Source organism: Ignicoccus hospitalis KIN4/I, from assembly GCF_000017945.1.
Classification (GTDB): Archaea; Thermoproteota; Thermoprotei_A; order Sulfolobales; family Ignicoccaceae; genus Ignicoccus; species Ignicoccus hospitalis.
The window spans coordinates 682,651-708,435 of record NC_009776.1; the positions used below are offsets into that span (position 1 = coordinate 682,651).

Consider the following 25,785-nt stretch of genomic DNA (forward strand, 5'->3'; position numbering starts at 1 on the left):
CGATAATGGAAAAACCTAGGGTCAGGGTAAGAGGTATCTACGCAACGGCTGTAGCTAAGGTTTTATTGGACGAGGGGCTCGAGCTGAGTGACCTCTCGAAGAAGCTCAAGGAGAGAATAGGACACGAGGGCTCTCCCGAGCCTCCTCACGTAACTGTCAAGCAGTCGGATGACAACCCTGACCAATTGGTTATCATCGGGTTTCCCGAGGAGACGGATAAGGTTATTCAAACGCTCAGAAAGAGCATGCCCTATTCTGTACACCACTTAGCGAGGCCTAACCTCCACAGCGCTTATGTGGTCGAGGTGGACGAGGAGTGTAGGACTAAACTAGGCGAAGAGGAAGTGAGGGTTAAGGCGAAGGAGTGTTACGACGGAAAAAAGTTAATAGCTGAGGTCGTGCGTTCCAGGGTCTTCCCGACCGATAAATTGGTGATGGAAGAGGGCTTCCGGGTGATAGGGCTCTATGCAGAACTAGTGATCGGCAGGGGGAGCGGAGTAACTTTCTCTAAGCATATTACAGACTTGGAGACCAAGATGTTACTAATGAACTTGGCTGCTGAGGTCGTCAGGAGGGGGGTAAAAGTCCACTGGAGGAGCTCAGCCAAGAAGGCCGAACCTCAAGTCCTCCTCGAGGAGCTCGAGAAGCTTTACGACGAGGCCACGAAGATAATGGTAAAGGCGAGGGACGCCGACCACGGGACCGAAGTCTATCCCGGCGAGAGGCTGGACGTGGTCGAGCTGACCTTAGAAGACAAGGTAATCCTGGACGAAATCCGGTCGAAGGTGGTGCCCACGATGCCTTACCATCACAGCCTCAAGTCCGGGGGCGACCGCATGGCCGCTGCCGTCGAGTTGGGCGATAAGATAGCAGCGAGTAGCGAGGTTAAGGCAGAGAGCGTCATAGACTACATAATTGACTTAGCAAGGGATATGAAGTACCTTAACATAATCCACAAGAAGGTTGACGGCGCCGAGTACTCGTTGGGCAGGGCAAGGGTTAGGGGGAACGTAGATAACTACTTGGTCTTAGAGAGGAGGAGCAAGGACTATGGAAAGTACGACGGCTTGGACGTGGTGAAGGAGCCGGGGGACCTCATGATCACGCTGGTAAGCCCGTTCTCGAGGTACCTAATACACGCGTACTACGACCAGTACGGCAACGAGAAGGGAATTTACGTTAACGTAAACACCGGTGTGGAGGTGGGGGAAGGCAACGTGAGGTACATAGACTTGGAAGTTGATATAATACACAAGGACGGGGAGTGGAGTGTAATAGACGAAGACGGGCTGGACCGCTTACCCGCCCCCTTGCGCGAGCTCGCAGTGGCTGAGGTTGAAAAGCTCCTCTCGCACCCCGACCGGATAAAAGAAGTTGTCGCGAATGCACGAGAGCTGCTCTCTGCTCAACTCTAAAGTTGCCTTGGCCTACGGAGAGCCGTTCAAGAAACTCTACTTGCTGCCATCCCTCTTGGGCTGCGACGAAGAGACGGTGTATCTGATACCTTCTCACTTAGCTTACTTGGAGTACTTCGTAGAGAAGGGGTTGGTGACTGAAGTCAATAACGCGAGAGAGTTGATAATAAAGCTGAACGAGGCCATGAGGAGAAAGATGAACGTCGCGGTGGTAGAGCCGGAGGAGCTCCAAGGTATTAAGAACGTTCGGAAGATGATGGCGTTTGTATCTTGGTACTTGAAGGAGTACACGGCGAGGAGTGGGAGGAGGGCCTTCATCTTGCTGAGGACGAGCGGTTTCACGGAAAGGCCGCCCTTCTTTAACTACGTAGAGCCGTGGGCCGGAGTAGTGATTGAAGTTATCTTCAAGCGCGGGAAAGTGTTAATGAATGTGGACTACGGCGGAGGTGTGGAGGTTTGGACTATCTAAACGCAATAGTACAAGTGATAACGTATCTCGTCATGTATTACGCCCCAGCTATGGTGGCCAACGCTTCTCCGGTCTTCGTGGGGAGGGGCACTCCTCTCGACTTCGGGAAGAGGTTCTGGGACGGGAGGCGCTTGCTAGGTGACGGCAAGACGTGGGAGGGACTAATGGTCGGAATGTTGTTCGGTTCGACTATAGCGTGCGCAGAGTCAGTCCTATTGGACTCGCCCGCCTTGTACGTGTACGGCCTAATGGCGGTCCTCGGGGCTCTAATAGGGGATATAGTCTCTTCATTCTTTAAAAGGAGAATCGGCTTGGAGAGGGGCGCTCCCCTACCTCTGGTCGACCAACTCGACTTCTACGTAGGAGCTACTGCCTTCATGATTGCAGTCGGGTGGAAGCCCGAGTGGAAGCTGGTGGCGCTGGGTGCAATAATAATAGTTATACTACACAAGCTGACTAACTTGATAGCGTACTACCTTCACTTGAAGGACGTTCCTTGGTAAGCTTGGCTAGGACTCTGTACTTAACGTACTTGTCTTCTGGACTGAACCTCGGCGGGTGGGGTACTGTCGTCTGTCCGTTACACACCGGGCAGACGTCCTTGAAGGTGTACCTGCCACACCTCACACACTTCTTCATTAAGAACTTCATTTCCTTCCCACCTGTTCGAACTTAGCCACTTCTAACCCCTCTGCTTTCGCCTCTTCAAGGATCTTCTCTCCCACGGCCTCGAGCGTCTTCCCCGCGGTCTTGTAATCTAAAGCCGTCACCTCTACCATGTACCTAGGCGCCCCCACAGTATACACCCTCACGTTTATCTCGTCACCCTTGATGAAGTCGTAAGCGCTCATGAGGGTCCTCCTGATACGGTCGACTCCGTCCGGCGCGAAGGACTGCAATATGGCCATGCCTACTACTTTCGCCGGCTTTATCTTTATGTGAGTCTTCGCAACTTCTGTTATAGCCTTTGCCACTTCTTCCGGAATGCCCAGCTTGGTTAGCACTTCCTCCCCTCCTAAGGCGGCCTCCTCAAACACTCCCAGCAAGTCACCGAAGTGCTTCTGGATGTGGGGTTCCAACATGTTGTATAACTTGTCGTAGTCCTCGCCGAGAGCTTCGGCTACCAACTTCAACAAGTTTTCTCCTTTCTTAAACCTCTTATACATGTACATCTTTCTCTTTCGTTCGGAATCCGTCACCTTCTTTAGCGAGAGGTCGACCGTCCCCCTCTTCTTATTTACCCTTATGACTTTGCAAACTATCTTTTGGTTTTCCTTCAAGACTTGCCTTATGTTCCTAACCCACCTGGACGCCACTTCGCTCCAAGGGAGGTAAGCTTCCAAGTCGTCATACTCGTCCAGGGTGACGTAAGCGCCGTAGTCGAACACCTCTCTGACTGTCGCGACGACTAGTTCTCCCACTCTGGGCAACCTCTTCTTGGGCATTTTACCTCCTCGTCTCCTTCGTGGTTTACGGGGTTAAATGGTAGTTACGCGTCACAAGCTTCCTTGAGAACGCCCTTCAAGAGGAGCTTCGCCCGCTCTACGAAGTCCTCTACGTCCCTAGTGTTAGGAATTATGAAATCTGCCATCTCCATGATTTTCTTGACGCCAAGCTCTATCTCCTTTTCGTCTCTCTTTTTTAATATTTCCACTACGTTCCCTCGGTCGTCCGCGCGCGCCCTGGAGGAGAGCCTTTCCGCCCTCAGCTCGAAGGGCGCTTCGATGGCGACGACTATCACCTTTGTGTACCTCTTAAACGTCTCCAGTTCTTCGGGGGCTCTACAACCGTCCACGAGGACTACGCAGCTCTCTTTGTATTCTCTCTCTATTCTGTCAATCACCAATTTGGCCAGTACGTCCTTGCCGTGCTTAGCCCTCAATTCAGCGGCTACCTTGGCCAAGTTGTCGGATGTGAGCTCCAAATTCCTTTTCTTCGCCTCTTCCCTTACTATGTCGCCCATAACTATTACTGGTATGCCCAACGCTTTAGCGACCTCGGCGAAGGTGCCCTTCCCGGACCCCGGGAGGCCGGCCGTCACCACGAGTAAGCGTGTTATGTTCGGCCCCCGCTGACAGCCGCGCGAGAGTGAAAAAATAAAGCGCTCGCTGGGGGCGCAACGGGGACGCGACGTTGGGCGTGTACCACGGCCCGGACTTGAAGAAGATAACTGGCGGCAAGAAGAGGAGACACAGAAAGGTCAAGAGGAAGTACTGGATGGGTCGTTACCCAACCAACACTACCTTAGCTGAGAACGAGAAGAGAAAGATAGAGAGGGTAAGGGGAGGTAACATCAAGGTGAGGCTCAGGTATGCCGCCTATGCTAACGTGGTTGACCCCAACGAAAACGTCGCGAAAAAGGTGAAGATACTGAGAGTTCTAGAAACTCCAGCCAATAAGGAGTTAGCGAGACACGGCATCATTGTTAAAGGAACCAAGATAGAGACCGAGCTGGGCGTCGCGGTGGTCACCTCCCGGCCGGGTCAAGACGGAGTGATTAACGCAGTGTTAATAGAGAGGAAGTGAGGCGTATATGACGTTAAAGAAGTATAAGGGGAAGTACGTTATTTTATGGCCACAGTACTTCGATTCCTCCTTGAGCCGGAAGGAGGGACGTCGGGTCCCCCGGGAGCTCGCGGTGGCGAGGCCCTCCCAGAAGGAACTGTTAGAGGTCGCCGCTGCCTTGGGTTTGGAAGCCAAGCCGCTGGAGGGTAAGTACCCTAGAGAGTGGTGGAACAAGGAGGGCCCCGTCTTAGTTGAGAAGAGGGGGAGCAAGCGCGAGGTGATAACGTTACTGGCCAAGGAACTGCGGAGGAGGAGGTACGGGAAGTAGACGAACAGTTTCAACCGAATAATAAGTGGGAGCGGTAATACCTACATAACACGGGGGCCGGGTAGTGAAGTTTCATGTGTACAAGGTTACGCGTACCGGAATCTACGTCCTCAAACTCGAAGACAAGGTACTCCCCAGGATAGGCGACAAGATAAAGGTAGATAACAAGATCATGAAAGTTTTAGACATCATTGGGCCGGTACAAGAGCCTTTCGTCGTAGCTAAAGCCCTCGGAGAAACCCGAAAGAGCAACACTACGGGGTGATAGTCCATGAGCGCGATCGCCGGAGGCGGTACCCTCAAGTGCCCCGTCTGTGGGAGTACCTACGTAGTTCAAAACGAGATGGGCGATTTGGTCTGCGCTAGCTGCGGGACAGTGTTGCAAGAGTCGCGCGAAGTCAGCTTCGATTCGTTCGAGGGGTACGGGAGCGATAACAAACCGATAGTCAGCAGGGGCGCTCTGACCGTTAGCCTCCATGACAAGGGCTTGGGAAGTGTCATAGATATTAAGGATATACACAACTTCAGATTCAAGAAAATGGCAAAGCTCCATAGCCGCTTGAAGATAGGCGATGACAAGGAGAGCTTCATAGCGGATGTCAAGAAGGGTATTGAAGAATACTCTTCGCTCATAGCGAGGACTTTCGGAACTCCCCTCGGTAAGCAGATAGTTGCGAACGCACACGCCGTTTCCGACAAGATATATGACTTGCTCCCGAAAGAATACAGGAAGAAGGATATAGAGTACAGGAGGAAGGTAGGGCTCGCCATAATATTAGCCGTGATAAAGGAGTGCGGCTCTTATATACCTCCGGAAGTGGTGCTTAACAAGCTCGGCTTGGACTCTGAAGAGCAGAAAACGGTCAAGGAGCTCTACGTATTAGTGCACGACGCCATAGTCCACGGCGGGACGAAGGGGAGCAAGGAGAAGGTGTTGAAATGTAATACTACGACGAGAGAGAAGTTAACCAAAGTAACAGAAGCCTTGCTCAACTTCCTCGAGCTGCACTCCGGGCTGCAGCTCCCGAGGAAGACTCTCGCGCTGGAAACTATACATAAGATTTCCAACGCTTTCATAAAAGCGAAGAAGGACAGCCTGGGGAGTAAGTACATTAGCTCATACGTGGGCGGCGCGATCTATTTGACGTTGCGCATCTTAGCCATAGACCAAAAGTCCATGCTGACCCAAGAAGAGATAGCGAAGGCTTTGGGTAGGGGCTCGAACGCTATCAGAAACGCGTACACGGAGATAGTCGACAACGTTCTAGTAATTGTGGAAGTGCCGGCGAAGCCCGCGAAAAATAAATCTAGGAAGTCCGGGAAGGCAGACGGGTCGCGGCGTTGAACGAGAACGAGGCAATAAACGCTCTAATAAACGTAATCGGGACCCTCTTCGCAAGGCTCCGCGAGGTCGTAGCTCACTACCTCCAACTTTACGTCTTCTCTAAGAACCCTTCTCTAGCATCCAAATACGGCGATTTCATAATATTTATGGTTACCTTAACTGTACTCTATGCCCTAATAGAGATCCTCGAAGGTTTTAAGAAATTCTTCAAGGTGATCCTAGCGTTGGGTTGGACCTTGTTGGCGGTACTTATAGCATTAAACTACTTGGTGAACAGATAAGGTTCTCATTACGAGTAAGATAAAAGGAGGGTGTTTGTTCCCATACCGGAGAGGACCTATGAACAAAAGGGCGTTCCTGACCATACTGTCCATATTGCCTCTGCTGTTAGCTCAGACCACTGTGTATACCACCGTTACCAGCACCACCTACACCACGACCACCGTGACCGCCACTCTGATACCGAACAATCCTTCTACCTTAATAGTGCCGGTAACTAATACCACCTATACTACGGTGTACACCACGGTCACTGTGGCTCCTCAAGGGCAAAAGGTGGTGTACACTACAGTAACTAAGACTACCTATACGACCGTGTTCACTACAATAACCGCTATAATAAAGACGGTCTACAGCACCGTCACGACCACTCTCTACCGCGATGTCTACCATCCCATCACCTTCTACATAACTAAGACTGTCGTCTCCACGCTGACCGTACCAACTACTGTCTTGTCGACGGTAACTAAAACCTTGACCAAGGTTATGACAGTAACCAGCACTATAATCGACGTCTTCACGATTAGGTTCACAGAGACCGTCACGTCAACTAAGAGCACGGTGTTGACGAGTACATTCACCGCCTTCAAGGCTATAACCGTGACCACTACAACATTCATAACCAAGCACATAACTGACATAATAACGACCACTATAGAGAACGTCGCTGCAGTATACGTCCCCGCGGGGCTGGCGGCGGGCCTAATGGTGATACTGGCTGTATTGGCGTTAATATTTAGGAAGGTGGGCGAGTAAACTCGTTTTTAGCGTTCTACCTCCCGTCCCCGTCCTCGGAGGATCTCGCTTTGCCGCTAACTAAGAGAATAATCCCTTGTTTGGACGTAAAGGACGGTAGGGTCGTGAAGGGCGTGAGCTTCCAGAACTTGAGGGACGCCGGGGACCCGGTAGAGCTGGCCGCGTACTATCAAGAACAAGGCGCCGACGAGATAGTCTTCTTGGACATATCCGCCACCCCCGAAGGGAGGGAAACGATGATTGAGGTAGTAAGGAGGACTGCGGAAAACCTCAGCATTCCCCTGACCGTCGGCGGAGGGGTCCGGAGCTTGGAGCATATAGAAAAACTGCTCAAGGCCGGCGCGGACAAAGTAAGCATAAACACCGCCGCCGTGAAGAACCCCTTGCTAATAACTGCGGCCGCGGAGGAGTTCGGCTCCCAAGCAGTGGTCGTCGCGATAGACGCTAAAAGAAAGGGAAACGGGTGGGAGGTTTACGTCAGCGCGGGCAAGGTGCCTACGGGGCTGGACGCAGTCGAGTGGGCGAAGAAGGCGGAGGAGTTAGGGGCCGGTGAGATACTCCTTACCTCAATAGACTACGACGGGACCCAGAACGGGTACGACTTAGAACTGACGAGGGCGGTAAGCGAGGCAGTCAAGATACCGGTAATAGCTTCTGGAGGCGCCGGCGAGCTCGAACACTTCTACGCAGTTCTAACTGAAGGGAAGGCTGACGCGGCACTGGCGGCGAGCGTTTTCCACTACGGTAAGTTCACCGTCGGAGATGTCAAAAAATACCTAATTCAGCGCGGAGTGCCGGTAAGGCCTTGTTGTTGGTAGGCTGCGTAGAGCTCCTTCATAGTCTTAGTTACTAGGAAGTACTCAAACGCGTACGACGCGCTGATAGGGAGGGACATCAGCATTTTGTGAACGAAGCCAACGAAGGCTAAAACTAGCAGAAGGAAGAGCGAACCTATCGCGGGCCCCGCCTCATCAACTACAAAAGAAGCGACGACGCCTACTACGGTATAGTAAAGGCTCCACGAAATGAGGGTAGCTACGAGCAGCATGGGATTATAGACAATACCGAAGTAGACGCCCATGCCTAGCGCTAGGGGGAGAGAAAGTGAAAACGATATGATTAACCTGCCTCCGGCCCCCCACGGGACGCGGACCTTTGACGCCAACGCTGTTCGCCGGCACGTCCTTCTTGGTGGCGCTTATAACGTCATACTTCGTAACGTTGAAGTGGATAGACGCCGCCAAGAGGAGGGACTTGGTAGGCCGCGACGTCAACAAGCCTTACACCGTCTACGTCCCGGAGGCCGGCGGAGTGGGCTTCGTAATGGGGTTCTCCATGGGCGCGCTGGCGTCGGTCGCTCTAGGGACGTTCTTAGTCGATAGGAGCTCTTGGTGCCTATACGTCTTAGCGGCGCTCAACACGGTTCTGATGGCAGCGTTCATAGGTTTTATTGACGATGTCTTGGGGTGGAAGAAGGGATTAAGTCATAGGGCTAAGGTCCTCTCAACCCTTCCCATAGCTATACCTTTAATGGCAATAAAGGCGGGCGTCAGCGTTATGTGTTTGCCCTTGATAGGTTGTTTGAACTTAGGGATCTTGTACCCCCTCTTGATCGTCCCCGTCGGCGTGGTGGGCGCCACTAACGCGTTTAACATGATAGCAGGGCTCAACGGGTTGGAAGCTGGAATGGCCTTAATAATACTCTCAACTTTGGGTGTTTTAGCCTATACCCACGGAAACCTCGCAGCTTTAATTATATCCATATCAGCAGTAGGAGCTGCCTTGGGCTTTTTGAAGCTAAATTGGTACCCGGCGAGGGTGTTCCCGGGCGACGTCTTAACGTATTCAGTGGGCTCCGTCATAGCTACCGTAGCCGTAGTAGGGAACATGGAGGGCCCGGCGCTAATACTCTTCTTACCCTACTTCTTGGAGCTTGCGCTATACTTATACGGAAAGAAGAATGGAGTAGAGAAGGAGAGTTGGGGAAGGCCAGTGGGCGAATGCCTAGAGGTTCCGTACGACAAGCCCTACAGCGTGACGCACCTCGCTATGAAGGCTCTAAAAGCCTTGAAGGGGTGCGCGAAGGAAAAGGAGGTCGTTGAGCTCATACTTCTCGTCGAAGCAGCGCTAGCCGTTATAGTGTTGTACCTATACAGTTAACCCCGGGTCGCCCTTGGATGAGGAGAAGCTAAACGAAATCAGAAAGAAAATGTTAATAAATGCGCTGAAGAAGTCGTTCGAGTATTTCCCAATAAGATACGCAATGCTTTGCTACGACACCATATTGAAGACGTTTAACATAGTCGTTAAGTTCGATGATAAGCCCTCTCTTCACGCGGCCGACTTGCACGACTACATATACACGAGGTACGGCCTCGACCCGCGCTTCTACGTAGTTAACACGCTCAACCCGATGACGAGGGAGAGGATGTTGAAAGAGTGCGAGTTCGTAGAGGGCGACCGAGAGGAGTACCTAAGGGACTTGGAGGAGGCGGAGAGGGAGGCGAGGGAATTCGAACGGAACCTAAAGGACGTGGCTAAACTTTATGGAGTCCGAGGGAGCGAATGAGCTGGGACAAGACTCGCTTTATCCTCCCGTCTACTACGACTCTATGGTTACCTATGAGGCTAGGCTCGCCCTCCAGCTCAGCCCATATCTGTGTCCTACACGCGTCCAGCTCCTCGCCCTCTACGGTAAGACCCTCTAGCAGCTCGTGGCCGAGCTTGCTCAGCCGTATCGAAGTAATCTCCTTGCCCTTGCTAACGTACCCTCTGATCGCGAGAGGGAGGCCCGTCTCGTAGTGATACGTGAGGTCGTACCGATCTAACAAAGTCAAGGGCGCGGTACAGTGGGCGAAGGCGACCAACTTCGCGTCTAAGTAATCTAAGTTGAAGATGCCCCCCACCCTCCCTCTGGCGGCGTAACTCAAAACTTGTGCAAGCAAGGAGTTAGTGTCGCCCTCACACGCCGTGGGCACGTTGGCGGAGTTTAACAAGGCCACGCTTAAGCAAGGCGTTACGGCAACGTCCTTCATCAATTCGAAACAACTTATCGAGAGCGCCTTGTACCCCTTTAAGGTCTCGCTTAGGGCCACGTGCAGCTTAGCGGCCTTGACTAGGTCCTCGCGGCTCACTTCAACCTTAGTGGCGCCCACTCCGATCGACTCGACTAAGTCCTTCACTTCGTCATCTTTCACCTCTTCGAACTTTTCGACTATTAACGACTTTTTGATGGATTCAATCTTAGCATCGAAGATATTCCTCAGATCTTCCTCCGTGTACCCGGGCGCGACCAACCAAGGGGCCTTCTGGCCCACCAAGGCTATCCGGGCGCCGAAGAACTTGTCCAGCCTGGTGAGGACCTTGAACGCTTCTTCCCTCTCCTCAGCTGACTTCACGAAGAATACTCCGGCCTTGGGTAGCGCGGCCGCCGCCTCTAGCGCTGCAGCCAAGGCGTTCCTCGAAGGTCCGGCAACCAACGCGAAGGCCTTTGGCTTGCACGCGTCGTAAGCCTCGAGCGCGTACCTTTCGGAGCCGCCGGTGAGCACCTCCACTACTGTTAGCCCGCCATCGCCACGGCACTCCTCGCTCAAGCCTTGGTAACTCGCGCGCAGTACGTTCAAGACTCGCCCCCTCAAAGGGTTTTAACCTTCCTCATTAATCCTGCCGGGTGATGAGGACTTGGTAAAGGCCCCGAAGGGGTGGAGGCACAGAACTAGGCACATTTATAGAAAAAGGGTGAGGGAGAAGGGCGCTGTTCCCCCGCTGAGCTTGGTGCTGATCGACTACAAGCCGGGCGACAAGGTGATAATAGACCCGAACCCGGCAATATGGTCGGGCTTGCCCCACAGGAGGTTCTGCGGGAAGGTGGGCGAAGTGGTGGGCAAGCGAGGAAAGGCGTACCTAGTGAAGGTCAGGGACGGCGACGTATACAAGACCATAATAGTTCGTCCAGAACACCTAAGGCCTTTCAAGCAGTAAAAGGGTAGCTCTCCCCTCCTCCGTGGTAGGTAAGGGTTGACCCTTACGTGCATTAGCGTTGAAGAGAAGTTCCCCGCCGCCCACTATACCAACCCCCGTCTGAGCCCCGCGGGCACCCTTCACGGCCACAACTGGCGAGTGAAGGTCACCGTCTGTAAGGAGGGGGTCAGCGCTTGGGTCGTGGACGCGGTCAAGTTGCGCGAGGCCCTCAATGATATAATAGATCCTTTGCGCTTTAGCTTGCTGGTACCCGAGACTGACGCCAAGCTGTGGCTGGGGCCGAAGGGCCTAAAGGAGCTCTTGGAAGAGGCATTGGGAATAAGAGTTAGGGTGGCCGTTCTACCATATCCGATAGTGTCAGGAGAGATAGTAGCGCATTACGTATGTTCCCGCATCAAGGACGAGATCGACGCGGACTGTTGTAAGGTCGAGGTGGAGGAGTCGCCCGGAGAGGTGGCGACGTACGACGAGTGTGCCTTCACCTCGTAAACCTATATATCGCTTTCTGAGGGGCTCCCGAGGGAAAGGGGCTTTGATCCTGCCACCCATAGATGAGGTAGTCAAAGTCTATTCGAAGTTTATAGACAAGGAGGACGTAGATTCTGCGAACAGGTTCTTGGCGTCAGTTGCGGCCATGGCGGCCTACTACGCGGCGGCCGAGGGAAAGGGGGAAGAAGTGAGGAAGTACATAGAAGAGTTAAGGGAAAAAATAGTTGAGGGGCCGGAGATGCTCAACCCCTACGTCTTCGGACTCTTAGGGGACCTCATAGAAGACCCGAGCGACTTGGAGGCGGTGAAGGAGAGGCTGAGGCTGATATGGGGCATGGACCAGCTCGGGTTAGAGGATTAAAGTGTCACTGCGGACGTCCGGCGATAATAAGGCACCCCTCCTCGGGGACGGCGTTATGTCCTAAGCACTTCCTCCGGTTAGTGGAGCGCAAGTTGTGGAACTCCTTTAAGGAATTGAAGTTGCGTTCGGACATAAGGGAGTACACTATAGATACCTCGTTGGGAGCGGTAGAGGCCCGCATGCTGGCTGAAGCTTTAAGGAGGCGTGGAATAAAGGTTGAACTCGTGGAGGGCGGCGAGATAAGGGCTTTCTCCATAGACAAGGTGTTATACTTCCTTTTGAAAGCTTTCTACGAGAACGACGAAGAGGCCTTAGCTATGGCCGACCCCTACCGTTCCAAAAACCCCGCGTACGTATTGCTCCCATACGAGGTGGCCGTGTACGCTAAGCTCCGGGGCCTCGAGCCCCCTCCGGAGCCCTTCGAGGGGGCGCTCTGGAGGGTGGCTCTGGAGGTCTCCCTTCGGCAGCCCAGCGAGGCCTACTCAGCTTTGAAGGTAATACCTAAATTAAGGGAACTCTTCCCAATATCTCGTTAGGTTACGCCTCTTTAGGTACCTCATCGAGGTCTCCAAGTTCCGGTAGACGGTCGAGTGCATCTTCCCCTCTATTAACTCCTCTATAGCCCTCTTCGCGGCCTCCACGTTTTCGTACTCTCCTATTATCGCTATTATGCCGTCAGATATACTCAACTTGACTTTAGCTATTTCCTCTATATTCCTCTTGGCCTTGCCGTGCTTCCCTATAACCCTCCCCAAGATCCTCCTCAGTTCCTTGTCGTCCTTACGACTGAACAAAACGTCACGGAGGTCGATTATTTCCATTACATATTCGTCCCTCAAGAGTAGCGAGGCGGTCTCAATGTCGAAGCCCAAAGCTATTGCTTGCAACAAGTTCTTGGCGTTTAAGAGGTCTAAAGAGGTGCTCTCGTCCGTAGGCTCTATTATAACCCTCCCCCCTTCTATTCTTATATTGGTCTTGGTTAGCCTCATGGCTTCTTCGAGGAGGTCCTTTCTCTTCATCAGCTTTCTCAAGGTTTCGGGCGGAAGGCCTAAGTAAAACCTCATCGGGGACGCGCTCAAACTTGCTGCCCCACGGGTATGACCTATCGGTGGTTTATTCATATGTGGCCCTTAGAGGACAAGAGGCTTCTCGTGCTGAAGGACTCAATAGCGGTAGTCGTGGGTTACGAGCACCCTCCGGGCTGTTACGTGGCCTATCGCAAATACGCCGTGGGCGCTGGGCCTTGGAGGGGCTTCCGGCGCTTAGTCAAGGAGTACTCGCCCGTGAGCGTGCTTAAGGGGCGCAGGGTATACGACCCCAACTTCGGCAGCGAAGTCCCGTTGGTTTGCGCGGACGAAGTCGTGGAGGCGCCGGACCCCCTGAAGCGCTTCGAGGAAGTCTTGTCGGCCCCTAAGGACGAGTTGGAGTACAAGGTCTTGAAGTTTAGCAAGTTCTTGTCCGGGAGGGTCGGTTTGGGCGGCTCCTTGTTGCTTAAGATTCATCACGACCTCTCGGACGTAGATCTATTGATCTACAGCGATCCCGTAGCTGCTTGGGAGAACCTCAAGAACAACGAGACACTCGAGCCCGAGACCTCTTGGGTGGTCAACGTCTCCAGAAGGCTTGGAATGCCCATCTCGACGGCAAAGAGGTTGTATTCAAAGGCCCTCAGAGCGAGGTTCGACGGAACGCCGATTTCCTTCTCGTACGTTAAAAGGAGCTTCGAGAGGTACGGCGCCAGCGCGGCGACCTTCGTGGGCTCCTTTGTGGGTGAACTGTTCTTAGACCCCTTGGACGAACGCGCGTTCTATTACCCTCATCGGAGGCGCGCGGGGGAAGTGGTGGTCGAGAGCTATGAGAGTGCGTTCTTGAAGGTACTCGTGGAATGTGAAAGGGTCAAGGTTAAGGGTGCTCTGTACGTTAAGCCTGACGGCACAAAAATCGTTAGAGTGGGCATTAAGGAGGTCGGGGGCTACGTGCTTCCAGCGCGACCTTGCCGTCTATAACAACTTTCACAGCCCTCGCCTTGCCCCAAGCGACCACCACGTCAGTCAACTTCGAGGGAGGGCATATGTCCAACCACGCCTTTATCTTCTTTATGTGGACGGTTACTAACAACGTGCTGTTCTCGTTAGCGACGTCTATCTGTACTCGTTTACAAATGGTGTTTTCTAAGGGATATATTACGACGGTCCCGTTGCCCTTAACTACCGAGTCTAGCAGTTGAGAGAACAAGTATCGACCCTCGCACGTGAAGTTAGACATAATCGTCGCGTTCCATATCACTTTAGGCTTCGCGGGCTGCAAAAGAGGCAAGGTCTCGATAACGCAGCCGGCGGGGGCGTCGGTAGGAACGTAGACCTTCAAGTAGGGGGTATCGCAAACAACCTTCACGTTCTCTCTGATGAGCGTGGCGTTGGGCGGGCGGGGGAGCAGCACCAAGCCCTCGTCCGTTATGGCTACCCAACCCCTCTCCGCCGGCGCGACCGCTCTCACTTCGGCGTTCAGCTCTACTGCGGCGAACGCCAGCGCCAGGGAGAGCAAAGTAATAATTGCGGACTTCATCCCACCTTTCCGGCAGAGCGGCCGTGAGGAACGTAATAGCTCTGTTATTTGGATTGGGGCTGCTGTTAGCTGCGGGCTGCGACGACGGGAGCCCTCCTTCCCCCCAAGAGATAGTTCTAGATCATAACTTGCTCGTAGTTAAGGGCCTTACGGACCCTTGTAACGTGTCCAGAGTGGAGATAATAATTGTGAAGGATGGAACCACCACTACCTTATTGGAGACAGAACCCCTCAAGACTTCAGTCGACCTTCGAGCGACCTTACCTCGGCCCCCCTTTACCCTCACTCTGGCCTACTCCGACGGCGCGGGCAACAACGGCACTTTGACTTGGACGGTCAGCTACTTGCCCTATACACCCCACACATTGGAGAAGATGGTTATCACGGGAACTAAGGCGTTAGTTTTGGTGAACCCTCCTCCCGCTAGGCCCGCCTTGCCGGAGGAGTACGGCGACCCCAACTTCCAAAACGGCGCTTGGCTGTTGGTCGCCGGGGCGGCCTTTTTAGTCGGGCTCATACGGGCCTCGACTTCGAGAAGCTCATAACTCTGTAGAGGGTTGCGTTAACGTAGGGCATAGAGTTGTCAGTGGCGCTCGTGGGCTCGAAGCGACTAAACAAGCATCTGATAAAACTGTTAAAAGATGACCAAGACGTTCAGAAGCTTTACCTATGCTGTATGAACTACAAGGACGTGGGTTCGTTGGTCGACGAAAAGACGGTAATAGTTGACGAGGACAAAGTATTCAAGCTAAAACCGAACGTAGTGGTTGAAGATATAGGGGCTAAGAGGGCTTTAGACATAATAAGGAAGTCCTTGGAGAGCTGCGCCCACGTAGTGGTGGTTAGCGCCGCAGTGTTCTCCGAGAAGAAGGTAGTGGAGGAGGTGGAGGCGTTGAGCGGGGAGTGCAAGAGATACGCCGTCGTGCCCTTCGGAGCGCTGCCCGCCATGGACGCGCTGGAAGCCCTCTCCCTAGACTCGCTAAAGGACGTGTCCATATGGATTAGGAGGAGCCCCGAACAGCTGAGCAACATCTTGCGGGAAGCCGGCTTGGAGCCCGAGGGGCTGAACTTACCCGTCACGGTCTACGAAGGCTCGGCGCTCGAGGAACTGATTAAGGTAAAGGAAGACATAAACACCTTAATGGCTGCAGTCTTGGCCGGGAGGCTCGACCCTACTACCAAAATAATTGCAGACAACATGGTGTCCGGCTCGGAATACAAGATCAAGATGACTTCAGAAGTAGCCGAAATAGAGGTCAAGGCTAAGTACAAAGTCCTAGATAAGATAAGCGAAATAATGATTTATTCCGTCTATAGGGCCGTCAAGAGGTTGCTGAAGGGTTGGGGAGTGGTGGTCCTCTGAAGGCGGCCGTGTTGACCTCCGGAGGCAAGGACAGTAACTACGCCGCTCACTGGGCGGCGCTTCACGGCTTCGAAATATGTTGTTTGCTAACCCTTAAGCCTCCCGAGGACTCCGAGCTCCTCCAGTTCAGCGCGGTAGAGACAGTGGGCTTACAAGCCAAGGCGATGGGCGTCGAGTGGATCTTCGAGGAGGGGGAAGAGGGCGCGGTAAGGGACCTAATGGTCGCGGCCCGAGAGCGGGGGGCGAGCTACTTGGTCTCGGGGGCCTTGCTTTCCGACTACCAGAGGCAGCGCTTAGGGTACTTCGCGAAGGAAGCGGGCCTCGTTCCGGTCAACCCCCTCTGGAGGGTAGACCAAGAGAAGTACATGAGGATGCTCATTAGACACGGCTTCGAGTTCATCCTAGTGAGGGTCGCCGCCGAAGGCTTGGGGCCGGAGTTCCTAGGAAGGGTAATAACTGCTGAAGACGTAGAGGAAATAATAAGGCGCGCGAGGAGGTACGGCTTCAACCCAGCCTTCGAGGGCGGCGAGGCGGAAACGCTGGTATTGAGAGCTCCTTTATATAAAAAGAAGATATACGTTGAAGGCGAAGTAGTCAAGAGGGGACCCGGGGACTGGGTATACGTAATTAGGAGGGCCGAATTAAGAGATCTATAAAAACAGCCCCTCGGAGCGTCGCGAGGGACCAAATGAAGTACTTACTCGACACCATGAGGGAAATTGCCACATTTATATACTTCGCGAGCAAGATGTTGAAGGAGCATCAGGTTGAAGAGTTCACGAACTTGTTAGTGAAGATCTATAACACTCCCAACAGTAAGGTATTAGTAATGGGAGCCGGTCGCAGCGGCCTAGTGGCTAGGGCCTTTGCTATGAGGTTGATGCACCTAGGTTACAACGCTTACGTGCTGGGGGACACCATAGTTCCTAGCGTGAGAGAGGGGGACGTGGTAATTGCCATCTCTGGCTCGGGGAGCACCAAGCTCGTGTTGGCCGCGGCCGAGGCGGCCAAGCAAGTGGGGGCGACAGTTGTGGTCCTCACCAGCTACCCCAACTCCCCCTTAGGGAAGTTGGCCGACGTAGTGGTGGAAATACCCGGGAGGACTAAGTTGTCGAAATCGCAAGACTACTTCTCCCGCCAGATCCTCGGCCAGCACGAGCCCCTCGCCCCACTCGGAACGCTCTTCGAGATAACGGTCCAAGCCTTCTTGGACAGCTTGGTGGTAGAGCTCATGAACAGGCTGGGTAAGAGCGAGGAAGACTTAAGAATGCAGCACGCCAACATAGAGCTGTGAGGTTCGAGGTACTGAGGGAGTTCGACCCGTGGAACGGGCCCTTGTGCACGTGTCCTAGGAAGTACAGCCTCCAACCGTATACCGGTTGTCCGTTTTCCTGCCTTTACTGTTACGCGACGTCCTATATAGGGAAGAAGTTCTACCCCAAAAAGAACTTCTTGGAGAGGCTCGAGTGCGACTTGAGGAAGGCCGATAGATCAAAGGTGATAAACGTGTCTACTTCCAGCGACCCCTACCCGCCTATAGAGGAGAGGCTGGAGCTCACCAGGGGAGCGTTGAAACTCATCAGGGACTACGGCTTCAAGGTCCTCATAACGACGAAGGGGGTGCTCTTCGAGAGGGACGCGGATTTAATTGAAGGGATCGGGGCGATAATGGTTACGATAACTACCTTGGACGAGGAGTTGGCCAGAGTTATGGAGCCGGGCGCCCCCTCCCCCCTGGAGAGGCTCGAGGCCATCAAGAGGGTCTCGCACAGAGTTCCGGTAGGGGTCAGAATAGACCCGGTGGTCCCCGGGGTAAACGACTCGGAGGACGACATCAAAGAGATGTTGAAGTTGTTGAAAAACGCTGGCGTAAAACACGTGACGACGTCAACTTACAAGGCGAAGCCGGACAACTTGAAAAGGATGACTAAGGCCTTCCCGCATTTGAAGGAGTTGTACAAGAGCGCCGTAAAGGTTGGGGGTTACCTCTACTTGCCCGAGGAGCTCAGACGTGAGCTCTTGAGGCCCGTGGCCGAGGGGGCCAAGAGGTTGGGCATGAGCTATGCTTTCTGTAGGGAAGGTTTCCCCTTCGAGGCGCCCTCTTGCGACGGCTCTCACTTGATACCTAGCAAGCACTTGCCCTCGTAGTTACAAGGGCAGGCCGCACAAGCGCTTTCCTTGGGACACTTCTTCGGTATGGACGCTCCTTCCTCTAGCCTTTTGATTACGTACTCGAGCACTTCTACGCCCAACTTCCCGGCCCTCACCAGACACTTCTGAATAGCGTCCAGCTGCGCGAGCCCTTCTCTAAATAGGGAGCATTCCTTCCACCTCTTTGTATGTAGGCCCAAGAAGTCCGGGTAGGCCCTCCCGTCTACCAGACACAAGTACATCAACTTGTTCAGCTTCCTAGCGAAGGGGCACTGTTCGCCGTCCATGGCGAGTTCACCTTAACTCCCCGAGCCGTGTGGCCTTCCGGGGTAAGGCATTAAGAGAATTCTACATGTGATAATGGCTTATTCGGCCCTCGAGCTGGTGCCCAGAGAGATAGCCGGACACCCGGAGGTCAGAAAGTACGCGGAGAGGAGGAACAAGCCGCCAACCAAAGTGATCTTGGACAAGAGTTACCATTACCACGCTATGAGCAAGCTGAAGGATAAGGAGAACAGGGGGAGGCCGGACATAGTTTTCATGTTCCTCGCAGCGGCGCTCTCCTCGCCGCTCAACCTCAGAGGGATGTTGAGGGTTTACGTCCACACTAGGGATGACTTGGTAATATTTGTAAACCCTAAGATGAAGCCCATTAGAAGCTACGAGAGGTTCCTAGGGATAATGGAACAGCTGTTCGAGGAAGGGAGAGTTCCCCCGGACAGCGAAGAGCCCATGCTGGAGATAAAAAATATGAACCTTAGGTACTTGGTAAAGAAGGTCATAGGAAGTGAAGGGATTATCTTGATGGATCCCAACGCCCCTTTGGTAAGTCCAAAGGGGGTTGCTGAAGAGGCTAAGGAACTGCCCGTGGTGGTGGGGGGCTTCCCCCGAGGGGACTTCGGCTTAGACGCTTACAAGTTGGCCAAGAGGAGGTATTACATATTCCCGACGATTCTCGACCACTGGCTGGTAGCGGACCGAATTATAGCCTCCTTCGAAGAGCTGGCGGGGATATATCAGTGAACGTGACAGAGATCGTAATTGCATTGTTAGTAGTGATAGCTTCAGTAGCAGTAGGCTACTTCGACGCTTTAACATTCGGAGGCTCGATAAACGTACTGAACCCCGCAACGGCCTTTGCGGCCGTAGTGGCTTTCGTATTGATAGTGGTGTACGATAAAAGCTACGGAAGGCTTTACGAGACCGTTACGAAGGCCAGCGTACTCGCCGCGGTGGTGTTGGACGCGTTAAGGGTAATCAGCTTGACTGGGGGCCTAATGGTGCCGAAGGCTTTGAAATTGGCGCTTACGTGGTTAGGCCCGCTTTGGATAGAGACGAAGGACATAATCTTGTTCGCGACCAGGCCGGAGGCAATAGGGCCCGAAGCGTTTACGGCTAAGGCGTTGGCCCTCGACCCCGTTCCCTTTATAGTGTTGGGCTACTACTTCCTCGTCCGCCGGAAGTCGTGAAAACTTATAAGACGGATGACTTCCCCTGTGGCCGGAGGGCCGCCGTAGTATAGCCCGGCCAAGTATGCGGGCCTTTCAAGCCCGTGACCCGGGTTCAAATCCCGGCGGCGGCACCAAAACCTCAAATCCCACCAGAGGCCTTAATCCACGGACTCCGGGAAGCTGGGAGCCTTAAGCTCGCGCCCCCCGCTGAGAGGCTTTAAATCTCCCTCACAAGGGGCGCGGGGGAACGGTATGGGTAAGAGGACCAAAGTGGTAGGCATAGCCGGCCGGTTCGGGGCTAGGTACGGCTCCACCTTGAGGAAGCAGTGGAAGCAAGTTATGGAGGCCCGCTACGCTCCCCACACTTGTCCTTACTGTGGGATAAAGGGATACGTGAAGAGGATCGCCGTGGGGCTCTGGAAGTGCGAGAAGTGCGGCAGAGTCTTCGCGGGGGCGGCTTACGTGCCGGTCTCCGGCCTCAACAAGGCTTGGGGAGCTAAGCCGGAAAGGAGGTAAGACTTTTTGAAGGTTTTAATAACTACAGCCTACTCGCCCTCTCCGAGGACCAGGACGTTCGTCAAAGACTTGGTCTCAGTGCTCCCCGGCTCCTCTAAGCTTAGCAGAGGAAAGATATCAATGGAGCTCTTAGGAGCAATAGCGGCCGACGAGGGGGCCGACAAGGTAATAATAGTTAAAGAGTACCACGGGAACCCCTCCTCCCTAGAGGTCTACGACGTCGTGGACGCGGAGCTGGTGCCGAGGGGAACGATAAAGCTCAAGGGGGTGACCCTCTCGTCCGAAAGGGGTAAGAGAGTATACAATGCGAGGAAGGTAGGCATTAGGGCTTACTCTCTCATCCCCGAGGCCCAAGAAATGGCTGAGAAGCTTTCGGAGCTGTTGGGTTTGCCGTTAATAGAGAAGGAAGAAGAGGCGAGCGAGTACGACTTGATACTGGACGTAGAGCCGCACGAAGCGGGCTTCGAAGTGATCTTCAGGACGCCGGGGTCGCGCGCCCCGGTGGGCCCCTCTTTGAGGGTGAGGGAAGTTGTGGAGGGGGAGGGCTGAGATAGAGCTAGACGGGCCTTGCTCCGAGGCAGTCTTAAAGGCGTTGAAGAGGGAAGTACTCGACCCACCCTCAGAGAGGAGAGTCAGGATATACATGACGGATAATAAGATAACGATAGAGGCTGAGGACTTGAGGGCCCTCAGGGCGACGTTGAACTCCTTCCTCTATTGGATTTATGCGGCTTGTGAGAGCCTCTCCCAGCTCTTAAGTCTTCCTTAGGCGGGCCTAAAGGAGAGCCATGTTCGTGGTGTTCGCCGGGACGGCCGGCTCGGGCAAGAGCAGCCTGGTGGCCTCCTTCAGTGACTGGATAAGGAAAGAGGTCGGCTTGAAGATATCAGTGGTTAATTTGGACCCGGGCGCCGAGGCCCTCCCTTACCAGCCGGACTTCGACATACGCCAACTGTTCACCATTAGGGAAATAATGCAGAAGTACGGGCTGGGGCCCAACGGCGCCTTCTTAAAGGCGGCCGAACTGTTGGGAGAATATTCCAGAGAGATAATTAGGCATAAGGTGTTCAGAAGCTTCTCCGACTACATTTTGATAGATACGCCGGGCCAGCTAGAGATGTTCTTGTTTAGGCCTGAAGGTACGCAGTTCTTGAAGAAGCTGGAGAGGCTGAGGCCAGTACTGATAGTCTACATAGTGGACGGCTCCTTGGCTCCCCACCCGGAGGACTTGCTAACGAGCTACATGTTGAGCTTAATGCTCCAAGCTAAGTCAGAGCTCCAAGTGGTCACTGTGATAAATAAGGTCGACTTAGTAAGCGAGGAAGACATGAAAACCATTAGGTTGCTCATAGAGAACCCCGAGGAGTTCGCCAAGTCTGTGGCTGACAAGGTGGGAGGGATAGCCGGCGATATGATAATGGACTTGATAAAGATAGTTGAGATGTACGCCCCTCCGGAGAGGGCTATACTGGTCTCCGCGAAGACTAAGGAAGGCTTGAGGGAGTTGTACGACCTCGTCCACGAGGTCTACTGTAGTTGTGGAGACCTTACTTGAAGCGTCGCCAGCCTTTGGCCCCTCGTCACCCCTCAGCTCCTGCGTGGCCGCTCATCCGCCTCTCGATTAATCTTCCCGCCTCGACCGCTACTTAGAGGTTCGGGTGAAGGACACGCCCTTCGCAAAAGTAACCGAGGAGTTGATAGAATACTTAAAGATGAGGTGGTTGGGCTTCGAAGGGGAAGGGGAGTTCGCCCGCTACTGGAACGGCGAGCCCATCATCTTCGAGGGGGAACTGGAGGGGTGGCTGAAGAGGTTCCCGTGGGCGAGGACCGTCTACGCGAGCGCCGACCTATATCGGGGCAAGGAGAGGCTCGCCTCCGACGTAGTTCTGAAGGTTAGGCCCGACGCGTGGGAGGCCGTGGCTAGGGCCGTCAAACGCGAGGGAGCGTCCCCGTGGTTCTTGAGCAACTCCTCCGAGGTCTACGTCTTGGTCAGCAGGAAGTGTTTCAGCTCCCTCAAGAGGGTCACCCCCTCCTACGTGGCCCGTAAGCTGGCGGAGGAGGCGGGGCTGGAGGTCTTCTACGAGGCGTTGACCGTCGAGAGGTTCCCGCCGGCGCCTTACACGTACTCCAGCTCCGGGCCCTTCCTCCCCTTGAGGAGACCCAACGAGGAAGCGATTGACGTGTGTGAAGGAAGTTTAGAGGAGTTCGTTAAACGGTGTGAGGAGGGCGCGCCCCGGGAGTTCGCCCACCCCGGGCGCTTCCCAGTAATGGCCCTCTTGCAAGCCGTCAGATACTACTTGGTTATGGGTAACTTAATGAAGGCGCTGAGCTTCGGCTTAAACAGGGCGATATTTTACGCTTGGTTGAAGTACTACTACAACCCTAGGTCCGCGAGGAGGCCGCCGGGCTACGACGAAAAGGTCCTAAAGAAGATAGAGAAGCTTCGCCCCTTGAGCCCTCTGAAGGACAAGGCCCCGCTGTGCGGGGAGTGGTTCTGCATGGGAGACAAGCCCCAAAGGCCAGAGGACTTCTACGCTCAAGTGTGGAGGCGCTTCGAGCGCTCCGGGTTGCCGTTCGAAATAGCTTGGGACAAGGCCTTGGATTACGTCTCAAGCTTCCCTTACTCGGTACTCATAAATCCTAACTCCTTCTTCAAGTTAGTATACGAACCGGTGAGGGACGACTTCTCGCGCGTAATAGAGCATAAAGCGCGTCGGCGCGCCACGCTCTCGGACTTCTTCCAACGGGGCTCCCGATGAGGAAGGTAAAGCGGTCGCCGAGGCGGTGAGGTAACTCCCATGGACCGAGGAAAAGGGTTTTTGACCGTCCGTCTGTCATAGTTTATGGTCGGAAACCGTGAGGAAGAGGGGCATTACGTTGCAAGACGCCCTCACTATAGTTATGATACTGTGGCTGAGCTTGAGCATACTGGCGCTGTTAATAGACATATACTTGGCGTTGCACCATATAAGCAAGGGGAACTATAACATAACGATACCCCTAAGAATAGGGATAACGTTGCCCTTAGGTCCTTGATATCGCGTTATATCGCGTCCAAAAACCTCAACCTTTTGGGTATGGGCGGATGGCTCATGAACAGCTCCACAATCGGGTTGGTCCTCTCCGCCTTTAACCTCTCAACTATGTCGTCTATGTCGTAGAACGGCTCAGCGAACGCGTATATGAACAGCATCTTGGCGGGCGAGTCCACGAAGCGGGCGACTTCCTCCTTAAGGGCTGGGTCGCTCTTCAAGCTCTCGAACGCTAAGTGTATCCTAGCCAAGGCCCTCTGCATGTTTCTCTTACCGCTTACCTTGGCCCCGTGCAAGTCTGCGTAGTACTCCCTTAACCTGTTGAATTGGAGCAGCACGAAGTTGAGAGCTATGCCTATTGCTAGAAGCGCCATCCCTACGAACATTAGCGCGCTCCCTTCGTTCCTCTCGTCCCTGCTCGTGGCGCCGGAGAAGAAGCCCCAGTCTACCAGCACCCTGCCCAAATAGTAGATCAGCATCGGCGCCAGCGACAGCGCCAGTATCAACCAAACATCTCCGTGCCTGTGGTGGCCGAGCTCGTGGCCTATGACCGCTTCCAGCTCTTCTTCGGTGGCGACGTTTAGCATGCCCCTCGTTACAGCAACGTACTTCCCTGTCAGGAAGTTACCGTACGCAAAGGCGTTAGGGATGTTGACGTCAGCGACCAAGGCTTTGGGAGGTTTCTTGAACCCTGCCTTGGCAGCCAACGCCTTTACCATCTCCGCCAGCCTAGGCTCGACTTCCTCGGCGGGTTTGGTCCGGTACATTATGTTTATCAGCCACGGCGCTATTAGCCATTGTATCACTGCGAAGGCAGTTACAAAGAGCGCGAAGCCCATTAGCGTCGCGTTGAACCCAATCGTGCTTGCAATTAGGCTGTATCCCGAGTAGAGCAACAAGACGTACGCTAGGAGAGTAAGTCCCATGAACAGCTTCAGCCCTCTTTCACCCTTGGGGACCTTGTTGATTATCGGAGACAGCCCGACCATCAGTGCTAACACTAGAGCGGTCAGCAGAGGCTCAATGAAGAAGGACGGACCCCACAAGAACATAGCCTTAACGTACCCCGTGCAGGCAAGTGTTTCCCCCCGAGAATTAAAGTTTTGCGCATAATGGGGCGGCGGCGAGGCGAATTGTTGGAATACCTCTTCGGCTTAGTGAGCATGTTGGCCGACTTCGTCTACGAAGGAGGGCGCTCCGCAATACCGGCAGAGATTAGGGACCCCGTAGAGCTGGGGATAATTTCGGGAACTTCGGAGGGCTTGGGCTACCTATTAAGAGCTTTGAGCGGAGTTATGGCAGATAAGCTAGGAGCCCATTACCTATTCATGTTTCTGGGCTACTCCCTAGTGGTGGCGTACCCTATAGCGGCGCTGATACCCTCCCTCACTACCTTCCTCGTAGCCGTTGTAGTAGAGAGAATAGGGAAGGCGATAAGGTCGCCGGCCCGCGACGCCTTAGTAGCGGCCAACGTAGAAGACCCAGGAAAGGCCTTTGCAATAATAGAAGTGATGGATCAAGCGGGGGCGGTTGCCGGTCCCCTGACGCTGTTCTTGCTCTCTTCCTACTTCGGGTTGAGGGAGTCAATGGTGGTGTTTTTTATCCCTTATATAATAATGATACTCATACTGTTGAAGTTGAGAAACCTCAAGGTAGTTCCTAGGAAGAAGGAGGTGGTGTGGAGCGCCGGCTCGGCAGTGGCCTTCAGCTTCTTAATAGGGGCCTCTTTCGTGCAACCCATACTCTCAGTCGCTTCGGCGCCTCAGCCCGTTTTGGGCTACGCGCTAGTGATGTTGGTAGACGCGCTGGCGAGCGTACTTATGGGAAAGTTCTTTAGGAAGTTAGTCTACTTAGCGCCCTTGCTCGCGTTGTCCTCGCTGAGCTTGAAGGATTGGCGCTTCTTACCCTTGGCGGGCGTAGCGATAGCTTACACCGAGGTCGTGGTGAGGGCGGTGATAGCGGAGGCCGGAGGGGAGGGGAGGCTTTACGGCTTGGCATACGCGGCCCTAGGCTTGGGCTACTTCGTAGGAGGCCTCGTCATGCCTTCCTTGAGCGAGGCGGAGCTAGCCGTTTACTCCCTCGCGCTCTCGGGCGCGGCTTTGGCCTTCTTACCAAAGAGGGGAGAAAGGCTCATTCCAAAATTATGACGCGTTCGCCCTCCTCTAGTTTCTCCTTCGGTATTTTGCTAACAAACGTCGGATCGTCCAAGTCGCCGAAGCTCCTCGCTCCCGTGGGACAAGTCTCCACGCAAGCCGGAAGCAACCCCTTCCTTATGCGGTGGTAACAGAGGGTGCACTTGTCCACCGCCCTACTGTATACGTCCACGCCCCTCGCCGCATATGGACACGCAACTATGCACGCTCCGCACAAGATGCACTTGTTCTTATCGACCATGACTACCCCGTCCTTCGTAACGTAGGTGGCTCTCGTCGGGCACACGTGGGCGCACGGCGCGTCTTCGCAGTGCCTACATATCCGGTGCCAGAACTCCGCTCTAACGTTGGGGTATTTGCCCCATTCCAATCTTATCACGTTAGTCCTCGTCATGAAAAGCTTTCCGAGGACTTCCTCTGGACTCTCTCCGCTTTCCACCCTCTTTATGGCCTCCTCCAGCGGGCTCCCTTCGTACTTGCGCAGCTTGATCACCTTGGATAGTAGCTCCCCTATTACCCCTAGCTCCAGCGGCTTGCCCTCTTTGTACTGGTTCTCCATTACGCACGCGGCCGTACAGGCTCCGCAGCCCACGCACTTCTTGAGGTCTATTATCATAGCGGGCTTCAC

The 25,785-nt window shown here is 54.0% G+C and carries 41 protein-coding genes, 1 tRNA gene and 1 pseudogene; 33 read left to right on the top strand and 10 right to left on the bottom strand.

Going from position 1 to position 25,785, the window contains the following annotated elements; genetic code table 11:
• The first annotated feature begins 5 nt into the window (after positions 1–5).
• From IGNI_RS03930 to IGNI_RS03940, 3 genes are read left to right on the top strand one after another with little or no spacing between them, the layout of a single operon-like run.
• On the top strand, positions 6–1,415 hold the full coding sequence (locus IGNI_RS03930) for a ribonuclease FAU-1 family protein (RefSeq protein WP_012122907.1): 1,410 nt from the start codon (positions 6–8) through the stop codon (positions 1,413–1,415).
• Positions 1,384–1,884 carry a hypothetical protein gene (locus tag IGNI_RS03935; protein ID WP_148202235.1) on the top strand — a complete coding sequence of 167 codons (501 nt, stop codon included), beginning with the start codon at positions 1,384–1,386 and terminating at the stop codon, positions 1,882–1,884. The genes IGNI_RS03930 and IGNI_RS03935 overlap by 32 nt, the downstream gene beginning before the upstream one ends.
• Positions 1,872–2,387, top strand: coding sequence for a CDP-2,3-bis-(O-geranylgeranyl)-sn-glycerol synthase (locus tag IGNI_RS03940; RefSeq protein WP_012122909.1), 516 nt, complete (start codon positions 1,872–1,874; stop codon positions 2,385–2,387). The genes IGNI_RS03935 and IGNI_RS03940 overlap by 13 nt, the downstream gene beginning before the upstream one ends.
• Here IGNI_RS03940 and IGNI_RS07535 read toward each other — a convergent pair.
• The 3 genes from IGNI_RS07535 to IGNI_RS03950 are packed head-to-tail and all read right to left on the bottom strand — an operon-like array spanning position 2,341 to position 3,925.
• Complete coding sequence (locus tag IGNI_RS07535; RefSeq protein WP_012122910.1) at positions 2,341–2,535, bottom strand: RNA-protein complex protein Nop10; 195 nt, start codon at positions 2,533–2,535, stop codon at positions 2,341–2,343. The two genes, IGNI_RS03940 and IGNI_RS07535, sit on opposite strands and share 47 nt — an antisense overlap.
• A complete protein-coding gene (locus IGNI_RS03945; protein ID WP_012122911.1) occupies positions 2,532–3,329 on the bottom strand; it encodes a translation initiation factor IF-2 subunit alpha in 798 nt (265 codons plus the stop codon). Before IGNI_RS03945 ends, IGNI_RS07535 begins: the two co-directional genes overlap by 4 nt.
• A 44-nt stretch (positions 3,330–3,373) precedes the next feature.
• Positions 3,374–3,925: a nucleoside monophosphate kinase gene (locus IGNI_RS03950; protein WP_187145930.1), complete on the bottom strand. Its 552-nt coding sequence runs from the start codon at positions 3,923–3,925 to the stop codon at positions 3,374–3,376.
• Between the two features lie 92 nt (positions 3,926–4,017).
• Here IGNI_RS03950 and IGNI_RS03955 point away from each other — a divergent pair, with 92 nt between their 5' ends.
• The 7 genes from IGNI_RS03955 (at position 4,018) to hisF (ending at position 7,915) form a co-directional block, all read left to right on the top strand.
• Positions 4,018–4,410 carry a 30S ribosomal protein S8e gene (locus tag IGNI_RS03955; protein ID WP_012122913.1) on the top strand — a complete coding sequence of 131 codons (393 nt, stop codon included), beginning with the start codon at positions 4,018–4,020 and terminating at the stop codon, positions 4,408–4,410.
• A gap of 7 nt (positions 4,411–4,417) precedes the next feature.
• Positions 4,418–4,717: a signal recognition particle subunit SRP19/SEC65 family protein gene (locus IGNI_RS03960; protein WP_012122914.1), complete on the top strand. Its 300-nt coding sequence runs from the start codon at positions 4,418–4,420 to the stop codon at positions 4,715–4,717.
• Between the two features lie 64 nt (positions 4,718–4,781).
• Positions 4,782–4,982: an H/ACA ribonucleoprotein complex subunit GAR1/NAF1 gene (locus tag IGNI_RS03965; protein WP_012122915.1), complete on the top strand. Its 201-nt coding sequence runs from the start codon at positions 4,782–4,784 to the stop codon at positions 4,980–4,982.
• Positions 4,983–4,988: 6 nt separating this feature from the next.
• On the top strand, positions 4,989–6,062 hold the full coding sequence (locus IGNI_RS03970; RefSeq protein ID WP_012122916.1) for a TFIIB-type zinc ribbon-containing protein: 1,074 nt from the start codon (positions 4,989–4,991) through the stop codon (positions 6,060–6,062).
• Positions 6,059–6,343, top strand: coding sequence for a hypothetical protein (locus IGNI_RS03975; RefSeq protein ID WP_012122917.1), 285 nt, complete (start codon positions 6,059–6,061; stop codon positions 6,341–6,343). Before IGNI_RS03970 ends, IGNI_RS03975 begins: the two co-directional genes overlap by 4 nt.
• Before the next feature lie 58 nt (positions 6,344–6,401).
• Positions 6,402–7,097 (top strand): hypothetical protein, encoded by a 696-nt coding sequence (locus IGNI_RS03980; RefSeq protein WP_052570106.1) that lies wholly within the window; start codon positions 6,402–6,404, stop codon positions 7,095–7,097.
• A gap of 50 nt (positions 7,098–7,147) precedes the next feature.
• On the top strand, positions 7,148–7,915 hold the full coding sequence (hisF, locus tag IGNI_RS03985) for an imidazole glycerol phosphate synthase subunit HisF (RefSeq protein ID WP_012122919.1): 768 nt from the start codon (positions 7,148–7,150) through the stop codon (positions 7,913–7,915).
• On the opposite strand, the gene IGNI_RS03990 is transcribed toward hisF, so the two are convergent.
• Positions 7,879–8,145 (bottom strand): hypothetical protein, encoded by a 267-nt coding sequence (locus tag IGNI_RS03990; protein ID WP_187145931.1) that lies wholly within the window; start codon positions 8,143–8,145, stop codon positions 7,879–7,881. The genes hisF and IGNI_RS03990 overlap by 37 nt on opposite strands.
• Before the next feature lie 107 nt (positions 8,146–8,252).
• Here IGNI_RS03990 and IGNI_RS03995 point away from each other — a divergent pair, with 107 nt between their 5' ends.
• Positions 8,253–9,257 carry an MraY family glycosyltransferase gene (locus IGNI_RS03995; protein ID WP_052570108.1) on the top strand — a complete coding sequence of 335 codons (1,005 nt, stop codon included), beginning with the start codon at positions 8,253–8,255 and terminating at the stop codon, positions 9,255–9,257.
• A gap of 13 nt (positions 9,258–9,270) precedes the next feature.
• Positions 9,271–9,666 (top strand): hypothetical protein, encoded by a 396-nt coding sequence (locus IGNI_RS04000; RefSeq protein WP_012122922.1) that lies wholly within the window; start codon positions 9,271–9,273, stop codon positions 9,664–9,666.
• Here IGNI_RS04000 and IGNI_RS04005 read toward each other — a convergent pair.
• Positions 9,635–10,720 (bottom strand): L-fucose isomerase, encoded by a 1,086-nt coding sequence (locus IGNI_RS04005; RefSeq protein ID WP_012122923.1) that lies wholly within the window; start codon positions 10,718–10,720, stop codon positions 9,635–9,637. The two genes, IGNI_RS04000 and IGNI_RS04005, sit on opposite strands and share 32 nt — an antisense overlap.
• 58 nt (positions 10,721–10,778) lie before the next feature.
• Between IGNI_RS04005 and IGNI_RS04010 the strand changes: the two genes are divergently transcribed.
• The 5 genes and pseudogenes from IGNI_RS04010 to IGNI_RS04025 all read left to right on the top strand — a co-directional run bounded on the left by IGNI_RS04010 (position 10,779) and on the right by IGNI_RS04025 (position 12,464).
• The gene (locus IGNI_RS04010; protein ID WP_012122924.1) at positions 10,779–11,078 is read left to right on the top strand and encodes a 50S ribosomal protein L21e; all 300 of its coding nucleotides are present in this window, start codon (positions 10,779–10,781) and stop codon (positions 11,076–11,078) included.
• Between the two features lie 36 nt (positions 11,079–11,114).
• Positions 11,115–11,567, top strand: a complete 453-nt coding sequence (locus IGNI_RS04015) for a 6-carboxytetrahydropterin synthase (RefSeq protein WP_012122925.1) — start codon at positions 11,115–11,117, stop codon at positions 11,565–11,567.
• A 43-nt stretch (positions 11,568–11,610) separates the two neighbouring features.
• Positions 11,611–11,928 (top strand): hypothetical protein, encoded by a 318-nt coding sequence (locus IGNI_RS04020; protein ID WP_012122926.1) that lies wholly within the window; start codon positions 11,611–11,613, stop codon positions 11,926–11,928.
• Positions 11,895–11,993 (top strand): annotated as a pseudogene (locus IGNI_RS07985) (hypothetical protein); the annotation flags it as partial. The gene IGNI_RS04020 and the pseudogene IGNI_RS07985, both read left to right, overlap by 34 nt.
• A gap of 15 nt (positions 11,994–12,008) precedes the next feature.
• Positions 12,009–12,464, top strand: coding sequence for a hypothetical protein (locus IGNI_RS04025; protein ID WP_052570112.1), 456 nt, complete (start codon positions 12,009–12,011; stop codon positions 12,462–12,464).
• Here IGNI_RS04025 and IGNI_RS04030 read toward each other — a convergent pair.
• On the bottom strand, positions 12,435–13,007 hold the full coding sequence (locus tag IGNI_RS04030; RefSeq protein WP_052570114.1) for a KH domain-containing protein: 573 nt from the start codon (positions 13,005–13,007) through the stop codon (positions 12,435–12,437). The two genes, IGNI_RS04025 and IGNI_RS04030, sit on opposite strands and share 30 nt — an antisense overlap.
• Positions 13,008–13,049: 42 nt before the next feature.
• Here IGNI_RS04030 and IGNI_RS04035 point away from each other — a divergent pair, with 42 nt between their 5' ends.
• Complete coding sequence (locus IGNI_RS04035) at positions 13,050–13,934, top strand: hypothetical protein (RefSeq protein WP_012122929.1); 885 nt, start codon at positions 13,050–13,052, stop codon at positions 13,932–13,934.
• Here the strand turns inward: IGNI_RS04035 and IGNI_RS04040 are convergent.
• Complete coding sequence (locus IGNI_RS04040) at positions 13,885–14,493, bottom strand: hypothetical protein (RefSeq protein WP_012122930.1); 609 nt, start codon at positions 14,491–14,493, stop codon at positions 13,885–13,887. The two genes, IGNI_RS04035 and IGNI_RS04040, sit on opposite strands and share 50 nt — an antisense overlap.
• A gap of 23 nt (positions 14,494–14,516) precedes the next feature.
• Between IGNI_RS04040 and IGNI_RS04045 the strand changes: the two genes are divergently transcribed.
• Genes IGNI_RS04045 through IGNI_RS04065 form a run of 5 tightly spaced genes read left to right on the top strand, consistent with a single transcriptional unit; the run spans position 14,517 to position 18,004 of the window.
• Entirely contained in the window at positions 14,517–15,038 is a 522-nt protein-coding gene (locus tag IGNI_RS04045; protein ID WP_012122931.1) for a hypothetical protein, read from the top strand.
• 35 nt (positions 15,039–15,073) lie between these two features.
• Entirely contained in the window at positions 15,074–15,856 is a 783-nt protein-coding gene (locus tag IGNI_RS04050) for a dinucleotide-utilizing protein (RefSeq protein WP_012122932.1), read from the top strand.
• An 8-nt stretch (positions 15,857–15,864) separates the two neighbouring features.
• Positions 15,865–16,512, top strand: a complete 648-nt coding sequence (locus IGNI_RS04055) for a diphthine--ammonia ligase (RefSeq protein WP_238374082.1) — start codon at positions 15,865–15,867, stop codon at positions 16,510–16,512.
• Between the two features lie 32 nt (positions 16,513–16,544).
• On the top strand, positions 16,545–17,150 hold the full coding sequence (hxlB, locus tag IGNI_RS04060) for a 6-phospho-3-hexuloisomerase (protein ID WP_012122934.1): 606 nt from the start codon (positions 16,545–16,547) through the stop codon (positions 17,148–17,150).
• The gene (locus IGNI_RS04065) at positions 17,147–18,004 is read left to right on the top strand and encodes an SPL family radical SAM protein (protein WP_012122935.1); all 858 of its coding nucleotides are present in this window, start codon (positions 17,147–17,149) and stop codon (positions 18,002–18,004) included. The genes hxlB and IGNI_RS04065 overlap by 4 nt, the downstream gene beginning before the upstream one ends.
• On the opposite strand, the gene IGNI_RS04070 is transcribed toward IGNI_RS04065, so the two are convergent.
• Positions 17,971–18,294: a hypothetical protein gene (locus IGNI_RS04070; protein ID WP_012122936.1), complete on the bottom strand. Its 324-nt coding sequence runs from the start codon at positions 18,292–18,294 to the stop codon at positions 17,971–17,973. The genes IGNI_RS04065 and IGNI_RS04070 overlap by 34 nt on opposite strands.
• Before the next feature lie 73 nt (positions 18,295–18,367).
• On the opposite strand from IGNI_RS04070, the gene IGNI_RS04075 reads away from it, so the two are divergent.
• From IGNI_RS04075 to IGNI_RS04115, 9 genes are all read left to right on the top strand, one after another.
• Entirely contained in the window at positions 18,368–19,030 is a 663-nt protein-coding gene (locus tag IGNI_RS04075) for a hypothetical protein (protein ID WP_052570509.1), read from the top strand.
• Positions 19,027–19,476 (top strand): hypothetical protein, encoded by a 450-nt coding sequence (locus tag IGNI_RS04080; protein WP_012122938.1) that lies wholly within the window; start codon positions 19,027–19,029, stop codon positions 19,474–19,476. The genes IGNI_RS04075 and IGNI_RS04080 overlap by 4 nt, the downstream gene beginning before the upstream one ends.
• A 38-nt stretch (positions 19,477–19,514) precedes the next feature.
• Positions 19,515–19,592, top strand: a tRNA-Glu gene (locus IGNI_RS04085).
• Positions 19,593–19,710: 118 nt separating this feature from the next.
• Entirely contained in the window at positions 19,711–19,974 is a 264-nt protein-coding gene (locus tag IGNI_RS04090) for a 50S ribosomal protein L37ae (RefSeq protein WP_012122939.1), read from the top strand.
• Between the two features lie 6 nt (positions 19,975–19,980).
• Entirely contained in the window at positions 19,981–20,523 is a 543-nt protein-coding gene (locus IGNI_RS04095) for a Brix domain-containing protein (RefSeq protein ID WP_012122940.1), read from the top strand.
• On the top strand, positions 20,504–20,743 hold the full coding sequence (locus tag IGNI_RS04100) for a KEOPS complex subunit Pcc1 (protein ID WP_012122941.1): 240 nt from the start codon (positions 20,504–20,506) through the stop codon (positions 20,741–20,743). The genes IGNI_RS04095 and IGNI_RS04100 overlap by 20 nt, the downstream gene beginning before the upstream one ends.
• Positions 20,744–20,762: 19 nt before the next feature.
• On the top strand, positions 20,763–21,527 hold the full coding sequence (locus IGNI_RS04105) for an ATP/GTP-binding protein (RefSeq protein ID WP_012122942.1): 765 nt from the start codon (positions 20,763–20,765) through the stop codon (positions 21,525–21,527).
• A gap of 103 nt (positions 21,528–21,630) precedes the next feature.
• Positions 21,631–22,731, top strand: coding sequence for a hypothetical protein (locus IGNI_RS04110; protein WP_012122943.1), 1,101 nt, complete (start codon positions 21,631–21,633; stop codon positions 22,729–22,731).
• 97 nt (positions 22,732–22,828) lie between these two features.
• Complete coding sequence (locus tag IGNI_RS04115) at positions 22,829–23,008, top strand: hypothetical protein (protein WP_052570120.1); 180 nt, start codon at positions 22,829–22,831, stop codon at positions 23,006–23,008.
• A gap of 7 nt (positions 23,009–23,015) precedes the next feature.
• Here IGNI_RS04115 and IGNI_RS04120 read toward each other — a convergent pair whose 3' ends face one another.
• On the bottom strand, positions 23,016–24,056 hold the full coding sequence (locus IGNI_RS04120; protein WP_012122945.1) for a zinc metalloprotease HtpX: 1,041 nt from the start codon (positions 24,054–24,056) through the stop codon (positions 23,016–23,018).
• A gap of 84 nt (positions 24,057–24,140) precedes the next feature.
• Here IGNI_RS04120 and IGNI_RS04125 point away from each other — a divergent pair, with 84 nt between their 5' ends.
• On the top strand, positions 24,141–25,151 hold the full coding sequence (locus IGNI_RS04125; protein ID WP_187145932.1) for an MFS transporter: 1,011 nt from the start codon (positions 24,141–24,143) through the stop codon (positions 25,149–25,151).
• On the opposite strand, the gene IGNI_RS07935 is transcribed toward IGNI_RS04125, so the two are convergent.
• Complete coding sequence (locus IGNI_RS07935) at positions 25,135–25,785, bottom strand: 4Fe-4S dicluster domain-containing protein (protein ID WP_274377258.1); 651 nt, start codon at positions 25,783–25,785, stop codon at positions 25,135–25,137. The two genes, IGNI_RS04125 and IGNI_RS07935, sit on opposite strands and share 17 nt — an antisense overlap.